Below are 14,807 nucleotides of genomic sequence, written 5' to 3' on the forward strand. Positions count from 1 at the left end.
AGCTGCTGCATCAGCAGCAAGGTTTCGAAATTGCGGCGGAGCTGCATCTCGCTGGTGCCGCTTTCGCGCAGATAGGCGTTGTAGCGCGTCTGGTCGAAGCTGCCCGACACGCCGGCGAAGGCGTCGGCGATCTGCCCGTCGACGAGGCGTTTGCTGACCCCGAAGCCGAGGTCGCGCGCGAACTGGCGGAAGGCCGCGCCCTGGATCACATCCTCGAGCACGAGGTCGAAGCCGCCCTCCTCGATAAAGGCTTCGCGCGTCAGGCCGGGTTGCTGCTCGCGCGCACGGTCATAGGCCTGCTGGATGCTCTGGCGCAGTTCGGCGAGGCCGATCTGCTCGTCGCCGACATCGGCGACGGTCGTGTCGCCCATACCGCCGCCGAAGCCCGTGTTGCCCACGTCGCTCAATGCGAAGAGCACGCCGATGAGACCGATGAAGGCGAGGGCGATGACCTTGCCGAGCGTGGAGGAAAAGAGGCTGCGGATCGCGGTAATCATCGAGCGGGCATTCTTTCGAGCGGGCGCGCGGACGCGCGGTTCGGTGCGGCTTTAGGCGGGACCGGCGATGGCATCAAGGCGGGAAAGGCGGCTTGCCTATGGCGCCCGCGCGCCGCTAGGGCGGCGACAGGCAGAGATATTGGAGGGAGCGAAGATGGCGCGGCGCAAATATGTGGTCGGCAACTGGAAGATGAACGGGCTGTCGGGCGCGGTCGCCGAAGCGCGCGCGATTTTCGCCGCGGCGGGCGAGCATCCGGCGGTCGACGTCGCGATCTGCCCGCCCTTCACGCTGATCGGCGCGATGGCGGCGGCGCTGCCCGATGCCGCGATCGGCGGGCAGGACTGCCACGCCGCGGCGTCGGGCGCCTATACCGGGTCGGTCGCGGCACCGATGCTGGTCGATGCCGGCGCGACGCTGGTGATCGTCGGGCACAGCGAGCGGCGCGAGGGCTGCGGCGAAGGCGATGCCGACGTGAAGGCCAAGGCCGAGGCGGCGCTTGCGGCGGGGCTTGATGTAATCCTGTGCGTCGGCGAGCCGCGCGCGGTGCGCGAGTCGGGCGGGGCGATCGACCATGTGCTGGCGCAGGTGCGCGAATCGCTGCCGGGGGACTTCGACCCCGCGCTCCTCGCGATCGCCTATGAGCCGATCTGGGCGATCGGGACCGGGCTTGTCCCCACGGTGGAAGACGTCGCGGCGATGCACGGTGCGATCCGCGCGGCGCTGGCCGCGCGGATCGGCGCGGGGGCGGAGGCGATGCGGCTGCTGTACGGCGGTTCGGTGAATGGCGAGAATGCCGCCGAATTGCTCGGTGCGGGCAACGTCGACGGCGCGCTGGTCGGCGGCGCGAGCCTGACCGCGGCGAAATTCCTGCCGATCGTGGCGGCGGGGGCAGGGCTTTAGGCCCGGCCTCCCAACCCCGTTCGTATCGAGCGAAGTCGAGATACGTGTGGGGAGAGCATACGGTCGCGTGTCTCGACTTCGCTCGACACGAACGGACAAAAGGGTGGGCGTATGAGGCTGCTCGTTCGGCGTGCGGTCACGCGCGATCCTTCGCGGGTTGAAGAAATCGCCCGCCCTCTCTATGTGCACCGCCAGATCGGCTGCATGACGGCCTCACAGATTTTCCGGGAACTATCGATGTCGAACCTCTTCACCTTCCTGCTCGTCGTCCAGGCCGTCGTCGCCGCGGCGATGATCGGGGTCATCCTGATGCAGAAGTCGGAAGGCGGCGGGCTCGGCGTCGGCGGTAGCCCCGCGGGCCTGCTTTCCGCGCGCGGCGCGGCGGATTTCATGACGCGCGCGACCACCATCCTCGCCACCGCCTTCGTCGCGCTGTCGATCATCCTCGCGGCGATGGCCTCGGTGCGCGGTTCGGGCGGTTCGACGATCGACACCTCGCTGTCGAAAGCCGGCCAGGCCACTCCGGTCACCGGCGGCGCGTCGCCGCTGACCGGTCCGGCCCAAGCTCCGGCAACTGGCGCTCCCGCGACCGGCGCCACGCAGGCGCTGCCCAGCGACGACCCGCTCGCCGCCGCTGCCGCGGCAGGCGCGCCGCCCGCCGAGACCCCGGCACCCGCCAAGAAATAAGCGGCGGCGCCGCGCGGCGCTTCCCGCACCCCCGCATTCGCCTGCAGCGGATTATTTCCGCGGCAGGCGATTCGACGGCTTGCGCCGTCCCCCTCCTTTTGAGTAAGTCTTTCCTCCCATGGCGCGGTTCATTTTTATCACCGGCGGCGTGGTCTCCTCGCTTGGCAAAGGTCTGATGGCGGCAAGCCTCGCCGCTTTGCTGCAAGCGCGTGGCTATCGCGTCCGCATCCGGAAATTCGATCCCTATCTCAACGTCGATCCGGGTACGATGTCGCCCTATCAGCATGGCGAAGTCTATGTGACCGACGACGGGGCGGAGACCGACCTCGACCTCGGCCATTATGAGCGCTTCACCGGCGTCGCGGCGCGGCAGAGCGACAACGTCACCTCGGGCCGCATCTACCAGCAGATCATCACCAAGGAACGTCGGGGCGATTACCTCGGCGCGACGGTCCAGGTCGTCCCGCACGTCACCGATGCGATTAAGGCTTTTGCCAGAGCCGAACTCGACGACCTCGACTTTGTCCTGTGCGAAATCGGCGGCACGGTGGGCGACATCGAATCGCTGCCGTTCATCGAGGCGATCCGCCAGCTGCGCAACGAAGAGGGGCGCGACAAGACGCTGTCGGTCCATGTCACTTTGGTGCCGTACATCGCCGCCGCGGGCGAATTGAAGACCAAGCCGACGCAGCACAGCGTGCGCGAACTGGCATCGCTCGGCGTCCAGCCCGACATCTTGCTCTGCCGCTGCGAACGGCCGCTGCCCGAGGGCGAGCGCGCCAAGATCGCGCAATTCTGCAACGTGCGGAAAGAAGCGGTGATCCCGGCGCTCGACGCTGACTCGATCTATTCGGTGCCGGTGCAATATCATGGCGAGGGGCTCGACGACGAAGTGCTGCGCGCCTTCGGTATCCACGACGCGCCGGCGCCCGACCTGACGCGCTGGTTCGACATCATGGACCGCAAGCAGCACCCCGAGGGCGAGGTCACGATCGGCGTCGTCGGCAAATATGTCTCGCTGCCCGACGCCTATAAGTCGCTCAATGAGGCCCTCGTTCATGGCGGCATGGCGAACCGGGTCAAGGTCAACATCCGCTGGCTCGACGCCGAGATGTTCGAGAATGACGGCAATCTCGCCGAGAATCTCGAGCCGCTGCACGGCATTCTCGTCCCCGGCGGCTTTGGCGAGCGCGGGTCGGAGGGCAAGATTTCGAGCGTGCGTTTTGCGCGCGAACGGGGTGTGCCCTTCTTCGGCATCTGCCTCGGCATGCAGATGGCGTGCATCGAGGGGGCACGGAACACCAGCGGCATCGCGGACGCGTCGAGCACCGAATTCGGCAAGACCGACGAGCCGGTGGTCGGCATGATTACCGAATGGATGAGCGCGGAGGGGCTGCAGCAGCGCGGCGCCGATACCGACCTCGGCGGTACGATGCGGCTGGGCGCCTATGAGGCGAAACTGTCGCCGAACAGCCATGTCGCGGCGGTCTATGGCGCGAACGACATCAGCGAGCGCCACCGCCACCGCTACGAGGTCAATGGCGCGTACCGCGACCGGCTGGAATCGGGCGGGCTGGTCTTCTCGGGCATGTCGCCCGACGGCATGCTACCCGAAATCGTTGAAAGACCTGACCATCCGTGGTTCATTGGGGTGCAATTCCATCCGGAGCTCAAGTCGAAGCCCTTCGACCCGCACCCGTTGTTCGCGGGGTTCATCGAAGCGGCGGTGAAGCACAGCCGGCTGGTGTAAGCGTCACGCTTTAACAGGGGAAACCGGGGCTTATGGATCATGCGAAACTCGCCGAACTGCAGGGCCCCGACAGCATATTTTCCGGCCTGACGGTCCAGGATTGGGCCGATATCGCGGGCCGCGCGGTGCAGGTCCAGTTCGGCAAGGGCAAGGAATTGCTCTGCCAGGGCGACCCGGGCGACAGCCTGCTGATCCTGACCAGCGGCACCGCGCGCGTGTCGATGCTGACCGCCGGCGGGCGCGAGATCGTGCTTGCCTATGCCGAGCCCGGCGCGGTGCTCGGCGAGATCGCGCTGCTCGACGGCGGCGAGCGCACCGCGTCGGTGACCGCAACCAGCGCGGGCGGGGGCTTGCAGCTCGGCCGCAACGCGCTGCGCGACTTCGTCACCAGCCATCCCGAATTCGCCTGGTCACTGATGCAGCAGCTCGCGCGGCGGCTGCGCACCGCCGACCAGACGATCGAGAGCGATCGTGCCTATGCCTCGGGCCCGCGGCTCGCGCGCTATTTGAAGCGCCTGATTCGCAAGGACAGCCCCGACACGACGCACCGCGTCGAACTCAGCCAGACCGAACTCGGCAATTTTGCGGGGATGAGCCGCGAGCACATCAACCGGCAGCTGCGAAGCTGGGAGGAATCGGGGATCATCTCGCTCGAACAGGGGCGGGTGCGCGTGCTCGATACCGACATGCTTGAGGATATCAGCGAATCTGAAGGTTGACCTGGACCCCCGCCTTCGCGGGGGCGACGCTTCGCGCCGGAATCACAACGCCCGGGCCTCTGCTGAGACCCGGGCGCCTGTGACGAACTACCGCCATCCCCCTTTTGCGTGGACGAGGCGAAGCGTCCACACTCCCCGGAACCGGGCCTTTAGCCGCGTGATCCAGAAGTCATTGGGCTAGGCCCCCGGGGGCGGCTTGTCACCCTCTGGCGGTTAGTATGCGATGCTTTTGCGCAGGGCTGTGGCCGATGGGCAACAGATTTTGCGAATCGCTCGCAAGGAGATTGCGGCGACGGCAGCCATTGCCAGCGCCCGAGCGGCCCCCTAAAGCGGCGCTATGACCGCCTTTTCCCGCCGGTTCGAGGGACCGACCCGCTCATGATCCTGCGTCCGTACGAGCGCACCATCTTCAAACGCTATCTGCTTCCGCATCGCGGCGAGGGTTTCATCTTCGTCGCCGCGGCGTTCAGCTTCGTCGCGGTCATGATCGGCGTCGCGTCGCTCGTCATCGTGATGAGCGTCGTGAACGGCGTGCGCGGCGAGCTGTTCGACAAGATCGTCGGGCTCAACGGCCATGCGGTCGTGCAGGGCTTCGGCGGGCGCATCGACAATTGGCGCGACGTGCTGAAGGAAGTGCGCGCGACGCCCGGGGTGACGTCGGCGACGCCGATCGTCGAACAGCCCTTGCTCACCACCTTCAACGGCCGCGTCGAGGGGGTGGCGGTGCGCGGCATGCTGGTCGCCGACATCCGCAACAACGACATATTGAAGGGCGAGGTCAAGGCGGGCAGCCTGGCGCGGCTGACCGACGGATCGGGCGAGGTCGCGCTGGGCTCCGAGCTGGCGCGCAATCTGGGCGCGACCGTCGGATCGCAGATCACGATCATCAATCCGGCGGGCCGCTCGACGCCGTTCGGCACGGTGCCGCGCGAGATCAGCTACCGCGTCGGCGCGATCTTCGAGATCGGGGTCTACGACTTCGACAAGACCTATATCATCATGCCGATGGCCGATGCGCAATTGCTGTTGCTGACCGGCGACCAGATCGGGCTGATCAAGGTGCAGACCGAGGATGCCGACAGGGTAGGCGAGATACTCGACCCGCTGGCGCAGAAACTGGCGGCGCAGGCGGTGGTCTCCGACTGGCGGTCGATGAACAGCAGCCTGTTCGAGGCGCTGTCGGTCGAGCGCGTCGCCTTGTTCGTGATCCTGTCGCTGATCATCCTGGTCGCGGCGTTCAACATCGTGTCGTCGCTGATCATGCTGGTGCGCGCCAAGACGCGCGACATCGCGATCATCCGCACGATGGGGGCGCCGCGCAATTCGGTGCTGCGGATATTCGTCGCGATCGGGGTCTCGATCGGCGTCGGCGGCACATTGGTCGGGCTGGTGCTCGGCTTTACCCTGCTGTTCTTCCGCAAGGGGATATTGGCCGGGATCGGCTATCTCTCGGGCCAGAATCTGTGGGATCCGTCGGTGCGCTTCCTGACCGAACTGCCGTCGAAACCCAACCCGGTCGAGATCGGCGTGGTCGTCGTGATGACGATCGTCTTCAGCTTCCTCGCGACGCTCTATCCTGCGTTCAAGGCCGCGAATACCGATCCGGTGCAGGTGCTGCGTTATGAATGACGTGCTGCACCTCACCCAGCTGACCCGCCATTTCGAGCAAGCGGGGGTGCGGATCGACGTGCTGCGCGGGGTCGACGCGCGGCTGCGCCCCGGCGAGATCGTCGCGCTGCTCGGCCCGTCGGGGTCGGGCAAGTCGACTTTGCTGCAGGCGGTCGGCCTGCTTGAGGGCGGCTTTGGCGGCAAGATCATGATCGACGGCGAGGATGTGACGCGCTTCGACCAGGATGCGCGGACCAGGACGCGGCGGGAGAAGATCGGTTTCGTCTATCAGTTCCACCATTTGTTGCCCGATTTCAACGCGGTCGAGAATGTCGTGCTGCCGCAGCTGATCCGGGGAACGGGTCAGGCCGAGGCCGAGGAGCGCGCCGGGGAGCTGCTGACACGGCTGGGGCTGGGCGAGCGGCTGCACCACAAGCCGAGCAAGCTGTCGGGCGGCGAGCAGCAGCGCGTCGCGGTGGCGCGCGCGCTGGCGAACCGGCCGCTGCTGGTGCTCGCCGACGAGCCGACGGGCAATCTCGACGAGGCGACGGCGGACAAGGTGTTCGACCAGTTCGTCGCGCTGGTGCGCGACCATGGCTCGGCGGCGCTGGTCGCGACGCACAACGAGCGGCTGGCGGCGAAGATGGACCGCGTGCTGCGCTTGCACGAGGGGCGGATCGAGGCGTGATGTTGATGGTGGAAATCAGGGGAGGGCGGAATGGGGCTTTATGATCTTTCGGCGAAGCTGCCGGGCGGGGCCATGCAGTCGCTGGCCGATTACGAGGGCAAGGTGCTGCTGATCGTCAACACCGCGTCGAAATGCGGCTTCACCCCGCAATATGAGGGGCTGGAGGAGCTGTACCGCGATTACAAGGATCGCGGGCTGGAGATCCTCGCCTTTCCGTGCAACCAGTTCGGCGCGCAGGAGCCCGGCGATGCGGCGGAAATCGCCAATTTCTGCTCGCTGACCTACGACGTGTCCTTTCCGTTGATGGCCAAGATCGACGTCAATGGCGACAATGCCGATCCGATCTTCAAGCATTTGAAGAAGGAAAAGACCGGGCTGCTGGGCAGCGGGATCAAGTGGAATTTCACCAAATTCCTGGTCGGCCGCGACGGCAAGGTCGTGTCGCGCCACGCGCCGACGACCAAGCCCGAGCAGTTGCGCAAAGAGATCGAGGAATTGCTGGGGTAGGGGGCTGCTCTCTCCCCTTCAGGGGAGAGATACGCAGGCTTGCAGCTTGCTGCCTAGCCGCAGTTGAGAGGGGGTTTCCGCGCGCTGGCGGTTATGCCCCTCTCCAAGCTTCGCTAGCTCCTGACGGGAGCAAGCTGCGCTATCCTCTCCCCTGAAGGGGAGAGGATTTTGGGTCACAGCATGTCCGCTAACTGATCGTCACCGCCGGCGGCGCCATCATCGGCGCGGTGATCGCGCTGGTGATCATGCCGATGACGAGATAGGCGGCGATCGTCGCGACGATGATGATGATCACGAAGATGACCGCGCGGTCCTGCGGCACCTTCATCACCGGCGTGGCGCCCAGATAGAGCAGGTAGAGGCCGTAGAGCATGGCGAGCAGGCTCAGCAGCGCGATCGCCGGGACCAGCCCGAATATGCCGCCGAGATAGCCGGCGGTCGATGAATAGGCCGCGAGCTTCATCGCCTGCGTGCGGTCGGAGGTGCCGCCGAACGACGGCGCCAGCGCGTCGATGATGAAGGTGACCACCCAAATCGCGACGAGGGCGAGCACATAGGAGACGATCGCCTGCGTCAGCCCGGCCATCAGGCTGGGTTTGAAACTGACGCCGAACGCCTGGAAACCGAAGACCTGCATGCCGATAAAACCGGCGATCGGGCCGATTGCGGCGAGGGGGACGACGTAGCGCATGAAGATGCCCTGCGCCGAGTCGGGTTCGGTCGCGACGACCTGCCACTCGCTTTTAGGACGCAATATCATTGCCTTGGCTCGTTCGATCAGGCTGGCGGAACCGTTCGTCATGGTCACTTTCCCCTTGCTGTTTCGATGAACGCGATTGGGGCATGGATTGCGGGCGGATGCAATGAAAAGGCCATTTCGGCGAAGCGGGCCGCGCGATTGAGCATGGCCGAATCGCGCCTGTCACGGTAGCGTCATCCGATGGCCTACAGCCCCTTTGTCCCCCTGCGCGTCTTTTCCAGCTATACGATGCTCGAAGGGGCCATCGACCCCAAGGCGATTGCGAAAGCGGCGCGCGAGCGCGGCTTTCCGGCGGTGGCGATCTGCGACCGCAACGGGCTCTACGGCGCGATGGCGTTCGGCGAGGCGTGCAAGGCGGCGGGCGTCCAGCCGATCGTCGGCATTTACCTGAGCGTCGCGCGGCCGGGGCCGCTGCTGGCGAACGGTGCGCCGCAGATCGACTGGCTCGCGCTCTATGCGCAGGACGAGACGGGCTACGACAATCTGTGCGCGCTCGTGTCGGCGGCGCACCTCGGGCGGCCGGTCGAGCAGGACCCGCATGTCACCCTGCCATCGCTCGCGGGCCGGACCGACGGGCTGATCTGCCTGACCGGCGGCGGCGAAGGCGCGCTGACGCGGTTGCTCGCGGGCGAACAGCAGACCGCCGCCGAGGCTTATGTCGAGCAGCTCGAGGCCTTGTTCGGCGGGCGGCTCTATATCGAGCTCTCGCGGCGCGGCGATGCGGCGGAGAAAGCGGCCGAAAAGGCGCTGGTCGAGATGGCCTATGCGCGCGCGCTGCCGCTGGTCGCGACCAACCCGGCCTCCTTCGTCGAGCCGCAGTTCCACGCCGCGCACGACGCGATGCTGTGCATCGCGCAATCGGCCTATGTCGAGAGCGAGGACCGGCGCGTATCGAGCCCCGAAGCCTGGCTGAAGCCCGCCGAGGCGATGGAGGACGCGTTCAGCGACCTGCCCGAGGCGATCCGCAACAGCGTCGTGATCGCGCAGCGCTGCGCCTATATGGCGCCGAAGCGCAGCCCCATCCTGCCGAGCCTCGCGGGCGACCGCGAGGGCGAGGCGGCGCAGCTCGCCGCCGACGCGCGCGCGGGATTGGAGACGCGGCTGGCGCTCATCGCCGATCTGTCGGCGGAGGATCGTCAGGCCTATGTCGAACGGCTCGACTTCGAGGTCGGGGTCATCGTCCAGATGGGCTTCCCCGGCTATTTCCTGATCGTCGCCGACTTCATCAAATGGGCCAAGACGCACGATATTCCGGTGGGGCCGGGGCGCGGTTCGGGCGCGGGCAGCGTCGTCGCCTGGGCGCTGACGATCACCGACCTCGATCCGTTGAAGCTCGGTCTGCTGTTCGAACGCTTCCTCAACCCCGAGCGCGTGTCGATGCCCGACTTCGACATCGACTTCTGCGAAACGCGGCGCGGCGAGGTGATCCGCTATGTGCAGGAGAAATACGGCCGCGATACCGTCGCGCAGATCATCACCTTCGGTAAGCTGAAAGCGCGCGCGGTGCTCAAGGACACCGGGCGCGTGCTGCAGATGAGCTATGGCCAGGTCGACCGGCTCGCGAAGCTGGTGCCCAACCATCCGACCGATCCCTGGACGCTCGACCGCGCGCTGAACGGCGTCGCCGAATTGATGACCGAATATAAGCAGGACGACGGCGTGCGGCGGCTGTTCGACATGGCGCGCCAGCTGGAAGGCCTGCCGCGGCACAGCTCGACCCACGCCGCGGGGGTGGTGATCGGCGACCGCCCGCTCGACCAGCTCGTGCCGCTCTATCGCGACCCGCGCTCGGACATGCCGGTGACGCAGTTCGACATGAAATATGTCGAGAGCGCGGGGCTGGTGAAATTCGACTTCCTGGGTTTGAAGACGCTGTCGGTGCTGAAAGAGGCGCGGCGGCTGCTCGCGCTGCGCGGGATCGACGTCGATCTCGATACGCTCGCGTGGGACGATCCCGCCGTTTACGAACTGCTCCAGCGCGGCGAGACGGTCGGGGTGTTCCAGCTGGAATCCGAAGGCATGCGGCGGACGCTGTCGGCGGTGAAACCGACCAATTTCGGCGACATCATCGCGCTCGTCGCGCTCTATCGCCCGGGGCCGATGGACAATATCCCGCTGTTCGGCGCGCGCAAGAACGGGCGCGAGGCGATCGCCTATCCGCACCCCTTGCTCGAGGGAATCCTCGCCGAAACCTATGGCATCTTCGTCTATCAGGAACAGGTGATGCAGGCGGCGCAGATCCTGGCGGGCTACAGCCTCGGCGGCGCCGACCTGCTGCGCCGCGCGATGGGCAAAAAGGTCCAGGCCGAGATGGACGCGCAGCGCGAGACCTTCGTCAAGGGCTGCGGCGAGCATAACCAGATCGCGCCCAAGGCGGCGAACGAGCTGTTCGACTTGATCGACAAATTCGCGGGCTATGGCTTCAACAAGAGCCATGCCGCCGCTTACGCCTTGCTGTCGTACCAGACGGCGTGGCTGAAGGCGCATCATCCGCATGAATTTTTCGCGGCATCGATGTCGTTCGACAGCCACCAGACCGACAAATTGTCGGTGTTCATCGACGATATGCGGCGGCTGAACGTCGGTATCGCGCCGCCGTCGGTCAACGACAGCGAGGCCGATTTTTCGGTCGGCGAGGCCGATGGCGAGCTCGCGGTGCGCTATGCGCTCGGCGCGCTCAAGGGCGTCGGCGAGAAGGCGATGGAGGCACTGGTCGCCGAACGCCGCGCGCATGGCGATTTCGCGAGCCTCGACGATTTTGCAGGGCGGATCGACCCGAAGCAGCTCAACCGGCGCCAGATCGAGGCGCTTGCCGGCGCGGGCGCCTTCGACCCGGTCGAGCCCGAGCGGCCGCGCGCCTATGCCGGTGCCGAGGCCTTGCTCGCCTGCGCAAACAATTCGGCGCACGAACGTTCGACGGGGCAGGGCGGGCTGTTCGGCGGCGACGTCGATCTGGCGCCCGCGCTGCAATTGCCCGCGGCCGAGCCTTGGACGCTCGGCGAGCGGATGACGCGCGAGAAGGAAGCGTTCGGCTTCTATTTCTCGGCGCACCCGGTCGAGCAATATGAGGCGATCGTCGTCGCGCGCGGCGCGCGCAGCTATGGCGATATCTGCGCCAATGTCGCGATGACGCCGGGGACACGCATCCCGATGGTGATGGCGGCGATGGTCGAAAGCGCGCGCCCGCGCATGTCGCAGCGTGGCAACCGCTTCTTGAACCTGACCTTGTCGGACCGCAGCGGGCAGTTCCAGTCGAGCTGCTTCGACGAACAGGCGGGCAAGGTGCTGGAAACGCTGGCGGGTTTCGGCGGCTGCGCGATGCTGTCGGTCGAGCTCGACCTGCTCGAAGGCGAGGAGACGCCGCGCGTCACGGTGCGCGGCGCGCAGCCGCTCGCCGACATCGCGGCGACCGCGGCGCTGCAGCTCGAATGCCGGATCGAGGCGGTGGAGGCGGTCGCCGAGCTGGCGCGGCTCGTCGAGCGGCGCGACGATGCGCGCGGCGCGATCATCGTGATGACGCTCGATCCCGACACGGGGCGCGACATCCGCATCAACCTCGGCCGCCGCTTCGCGCTCGACCCCGACCTCGTCGCGCGGCTCGAACTGGTCGCGGGCGTGGTCGAGCCCCGGCTGTCGCTCGCGGCGGCCAAGGATTTCCGGGTGCGGGGCTGATTTGACGCCCTCCCCTTCAGGGGAGGGCAGCGAGACTTGGCAGCTTGCTGCCTAGTCGCAGCGGGTGGGGTCCATCGGCCTTGCGCAAGACCGATGGACCCCACCCCAACCCCTCCCCTGAAGGGGAGGGGCTTCCTTGCCCCTTGCGCCCACGGCATTCCCCGCCTTATCCAAGGCAAAACCACAAAGAGGATGCCGAAATGGGAATGCAGGGCCAGCCGTTACTCGTCACCAGCTTGATCGATCATGCCGCGCGCGAGCATGGCGGGCGCGAGATCGTCTCGCGCTGGGCCGACGGCAGCATGACGCGATCGACTTGGGGCGAGGTCGGAAAGGATGCGCGCCGCTTCGCCGCGGCGATGACGCGGCTGGGCGTGACCAAGGGCGATCGCATCGCGACGCTGGCGATGAACCACGGCCATCACCTCGTCAGTTGGTACGGCAGCGCGGGCCTTGGGGGCGTGCTGCACACGGTGAACCCGCGGCTGTTCGACGAGCAGCTGATCTATATCATCAACCACGCCGAGGACCGGGCTTTGTTCTTCGACGCGATGTTCCTGCCGATCGTCGAGCGGCTGCGCCCCGAGCTCAAGACCGTCGAGCATTTTGTCTTGTTCGATGCGCCGGCGCAGGGCGATTACAAATCGTACCGCGACCTGGTCGACGCCGAGGACGGCAGCTTCGAATGGGTCGAACTCGACGAACGCGACCCGGTCGGGCTCTGCTACACCAGCGGGACGACGGGCAATCCCAAGGGCGTGCTCTACGAGCATCGTTCGAACGTCATCCACGCGATCACCGAGATTCAGCCCGACGTGTTCGACATGGCGAACCGCAGCGTAGTGCTGCCGATCGTGCCGATGTTCCACGCCAACAGCTGGGGCATCCCCTTCGCCGCGGCGACGGTGGGGGCGAAGCTGGTCTTTTCGGCGAGCAACGATGCGCAGATATTGTGCGACCTGATCCACAATGAGGGCGTGACGCACAGCGCTGGGGTGCCGACGGTGTGGATCGCGATGTTCGCGCATATGGACGCCACCGGCATCGGTTACGGCAAGCTCAAACGCGTGATCATCGGCGGCTCGGCGTGTCCGCGCGCGATGATCGAGCGCTTCATGAAGGACGATATCGAGGTCGCGCACGCCTGGGGCATGACCGAGACGAGCCCGATCGGGACGATGGGCAAGCGCCCGTGGAACTGGGACGCGATGAGCTTCGAGGAGAAGGTCGACAATGTCGCGAAGCAGGGCTGCCCGCCCTTCGGGGTCGAACTGCGTATCGTCGACGACGAGGACCGGCTGCTGCCGCGCGACGGCGAGACGAGCGGGCGGCTGCAGATCCGCGGGCCGTGGATCATCCGGCGCTATTTCAAGGCGGGCGAGGATGCGACCGACGCCGACGACTGGTTCGACACCGGCGATGTCGCGGTGATCCACCCCGACGGGGTCATGCAGATCACCGACCGCGCGAAGGACGTGATCAAGTCGGGCGGCGAGTGGATCAGCTCGATCGAGCTCGAAAATGCTGCGGTCGGCGCGCCGGGAGTGCAGGAGGCCGCGGCGGTCGGGGTCTATCATCCCAAATGGGACGAACGGCCGATCTTGCTGATCGTCAGGAAGCCGGGCGCCGAGACGAGCGAGGCGGTGATCGTCGATTATCTCAAGGACAAGGTCGCCAAATGGTGGCTGCCCGACGAGGTGGTGTTCGTCGACGAACTGCCGCACACCGCGACGGGCAAGATATTGAAGCGGCAGATCCGCGACGATTATAAGGATTATAAGCTGAAGTCGCTGGCGGAAGCCTAGAACAGCTCCATCTGCCCGTCTCTTTCCGGCGGCCGGAACAGGTCGCTGCGGATCGGGGGGAAGCTCTTGTCCATCCCATGTTCGCGCGCGGCGCGTTTGATGCGGGTGCGGATGAGCTGGGCCCAGACCCCGTGGCCGCGCATGCGGGTGAAGAAATCGGGATCGTTGTCGCGGCCGCCGCGGATGTCCTGCACCATGTGCATCACCTTGTCGGCGCGGTCGGGATAATGCGCCGCGAGCCAGGCGCGGAACAGCGGGGCGACCTCGTAAGGCAAGCGCATCAATATGTAGGAGGCGCGGATCGCGCCCGCGTCGGCCGCCGCCTTCACGATCGCTTCGATCTCGTGATCGGTGATCGCGGGGATGATCGGCGAGATATTGACCTGCGTCGGCACGCCCGCGTCGATCAGCGCCCGGATCGCGGCGAGGCGGCGGCGGGGGTGCGGGGCGCGCGGTTCGAGCGTGCGCGCGACGGCGGGGTCGAGCGTGGTGACCGAGACCGCGACGCCGACGAGATTGTCCTTTGCCATCTGGCTCAAGAGGTCGATGTCGCGCAGCACGCGGTCGGACTTGGTGGTGACGATCAGCGGATGTTTCGTTTCGGCCAGCACCTCGATCACGCCGCGCGTGATGCCCCATTCGCGCTCGATCGGCTGGTAGCCGTCGGTGTTGGTCCCGATCGCGAGCGGCGCGGCCTTGTAGTTGCGTTTTGCCAGTTCGGCGCGGAGGAGCTTGGCGGCGTCGGGCTTGGCGAAGAGCTTGCTCTCGAAATCGAGCCCGGGCGAGAGATCGTGAAAGGCGTGGGTCGGGCGCGCAAAGCAATAGATGCAGCCATGCTCGCAACCGCGATAGGGGTTGATCGAGCGGTCGAAGCCGATGTCGGGCGAAGCGTTGCGCGCGATGATCGTCCTGGGATGCTCGACGGTGACGGTGGTGCGCAGCCGCGGCGCGGCGCCGTCGATTTGTTCGGCTTCGTCGAGCCAATCTCGATCGGCCTCGCGCGCGAGCGAGCCGGTGCGGGTCGGGCGGAGGTTGGTCGGCGCACCGCGGCCGGCGATGGGGGGCAGGGGTTTGGACGATTCCACCGGGGGAGGATATCGCGCCGAATAGAACAAAGGAAGAACAAAAAGTCCGAAATCGGACATCCGCTCTATCCTCGTCATCCCGGGCTTGACCCGGGATCCGCCTTTTTCTGCAAGAGAAGGCAGACCCC

The 14,807-nt window shown here is 66.4% G+C and carries 11 protein-coding genes and 1 pseudogene; 9 read left to right on the plus strand and 3 right to left on the minus strand.

Features of this window, described 5'->3' with window-relative positions; all coding sequences use genetic code 11:
• Positions 1-59: 59 nt before the first annotated feature.
• Positions 60-497, minus strand: a pseudogene (locus AC1RNQ_RS10785) (SurA N-terminal domain-containing protein); the annotation flags it as partial.
• A gap of 154 nt (positions 498-651) precedes the next feature.
• Between AC1RNQ_RS10785 and tpiA the strand changes: the two are divergent.
• From tpiA to AC1RNQ_RS10820, 7 genes are all read left to right on the plus strand, one after another.
• Positions 652-1,398 carry a triose-phosphate isomerase gene (gene tpiA / locus AC1RNQ_RS10790; protein WP_493171136.1) on the plus strand — a complete coding sequence of 249 codons (747 nt, stop codon included), beginning with the start codon at positions 652-654 and terminating at the stop codon, positions 1,396-1,398.
• Between the two features lie 237 nt (positions 1,399-1,635).
• Positions 1,636-2,085 carry a preprotein translocase subunit SecG gene (secG, locus tag AC1RNQ_RS10795; RefSeq protein ID WP_493171137.1) on the plus strand — a complete coding sequence of 150 codons (450 nt, stop codon included), beginning with the start codon at positions 1,636-1,638 and terminating at the stop codon, positions 2,083-2,085.
• A 118-nt stretch (positions 2,086-2,203) separates the two neighbouring features.
• A complete protein-coding gene (gene pyrG / locus AC1RNQ_RS10800; RefSeq protein WP_493171138.1) occupies positions 2,204-3,835 on the plus strand; it encodes a CTP synthase in 1,632 nt (543 codons plus the stop codon).
• A 32-nt stretch (positions 3,836-3,867) separates the two neighbouring features.
• Positions 3,868-4,554, plus strand: coding sequence for a Crp/Fnr family transcriptional regulator (locus tag AC1RNQ_RS10805; protein WP_493171139.1), 687 nt, complete (start codon positions 3,868-3,870; stop codon positions 4,552-4,554).
• A gap of 378 nt (positions 4,555-4,932) precedes the next feature.
• The gene (locus tag AC1RNQ_RS10810) at positions 4,933-6,183 is read left to right on the plus strand and encodes a lipoprotein-releasing ABC transporter permease subunit (protein WP_493171140.1); all 1,251 of its coding nucleotides are present in this window, start codon (positions 4,933-4,935) and stop codon (positions 6,181-6,183) included.
• Positions 6,176-6,850, plus strand: coding sequence for an ABC transporter ATP-binding protein (locus AC1RNQ_RS10815; protein ID WP_493171141.1), 675 nt, complete (start codon positions 6,176-6,178; stop codon positions 6,848-6,850). Before AC1RNQ_RS10810 ends, AC1RNQ_RS10815 begins: the two co-directional genes overlap by 8 nt.
• Positions 6,851-6,880: 30 nt before the next feature.
• The gene (locus tag AC1RNQ_RS10820; RefSeq protein ID WP_493171142.1) at positions 6,881-7,357 is read left to right on the plus strand and encodes a glutathione peroxidase; all 477 of its coding nucleotides are present in this window, start codon (positions 6,881-6,883) and stop codon (positions 7,355-7,357) included.
• A gap of 187 nt (positions 7,358-7,544) precedes the next feature.
• Here AC1RNQ_RS10820 and AC1RNQ_RS10825 read toward each other — a convergent pair whose 3' ends face one another.
• Positions 7,545-8,159, minus strand: coding sequence for a Yip1 family protein (locus tag AC1RNQ_RS10825; protein ID WP_493171143.1), 615 nt, complete (start codon positions 8,157-8,159; stop codon positions 7,545-7,547).
• Between the two features lie 138 nt (positions 8,160-8,297).
• Here AC1RNQ_RS10825 and dnaE point away from each other — a divergent pair, with 138 nt between their 5' ends.
• Both dnaE and AC1RNQ_RS10835 read left to right on the plus strand, forming a co-directional pair.
• A complete protein-coding gene (gene dnaE, locus AC1RNQ_RS10830) occupies positions 8,298-11,789 on the plus strand; it encodes a DNA polymerase III subunit alpha (RefSeq protein WP_493171144.1) in 3,492 nt (1,163 codons plus the stop codon).
• A gap of 200 nt (positions 11,790-11,989) precedes the next feature.
• Complete coding sequence (locus AC1RNQ_RS10835) at positions 11,990-13,594, plus strand: long-chain fatty acid--CoA ligase (protein ID WP_493171145.1); 1,605 nt, start codon at positions 11,990-11,992, stop codon at positions 13,592-13,594.
• On the opposite strand, the gene AC1RNQ_RS10840 is transcribed toward AC1RNQ_RS10835, so the two are convergent.
• Positions 13,591-14,679 (minus strand): PA0069 family radical SAM protein, encoded by a 1,089-nt coding sequence (locus tag AC1RNQ_RS10840; RefSeq protein WP_493171146.1) that lies wholly within the window; start codon positions 14,677-14,679, stop codon positions 13,591-13,593. The two genes, AC1RNQ_RS10835 and AC1RNQ_RS10840, sit on opposite strands and share 4 nt — an antisense overlap.
• Positions 14,680-14,807: the final 128 nt, after the last annotated feature.

This window comes from Sphingopyxis sp. GW821-FHT12F08 (genome assembly GCF_058806755.1).

Excerpts from the sequence above, each read along its gene's own strand:
- pyrG (WP_493171138.1), top strand. The coding sequence starts at position 2,204 with ATGGCGCGGTTCATTTTTATCACCGGCGGCGTGGTCTCCTCGCTTGGC.
- secG (WP_493171137.1), top strand. The coding sequence starts at position 1,636 with ATGTCGAACCTCTTCACCTTCCTGCTCGTCGTCCAGGCCGTCGTCGCC.
- AC1RNQ_RS10815 (WP_493171141.1), top strand. The coding sequence starts at position 6,176 with ATGAATGACGTGCTGCACCTCACCCAGCTGACCCGCCATTTCGAGCAA.
- dnaE (WP_493171144.1), top strand. The coding sequence starts at position 8,298 with ATGGCCTACAGCCCCTTTGTCCCCCTGCGCGTCTTTTCCAGCTATACG.
- AC1RNQ_RS10805 (WP_493171139.1), top strand. The coding sequence starts at position 3,868 with ATGGATCATGCGAAACTCGCCGAACTGCAGGGCCCCGACAGCATATTT.
- AC1RNQ_RS10825 (WP_493171143.1), bottom strand. The coding sequence starts at position 8,159 with ATGACGAACGGTTCCGCCAGCCTGATCGAACGAGCCAAGGCAATGATA.
- AC1RNQ_RS10835 (WP_493171145.1), top strand. The coding sequence starts at position 11,990 with ATGGGAATGCAGGGCCAGCCGTTACTCGTCACCAGCTTGATCGATCAT.
- AC1RNQ_RS10820 (WP_493171142.1), top strand. The coding sequence starts at position 6,881 with ATGGGGCTTTATGATCTTTCGGCGAAGCTGCCGGGCGGGGCCATGCAG.
- tpiA (WP_493171136.1), top strand. The coding sequence starts at position 652 with ATGGCGCGGCGCAAATATGTGGTCGGCAACTGGAAGATGAACGGGCTG.
- AC1RNQ_RS10810 (WP_493171140.1), top strand. The coding sequence starts at position 4,933 with ATGATCCTGCGTCCGTACGAGCGCACCATCTTCAAACGCTATCTGCTT.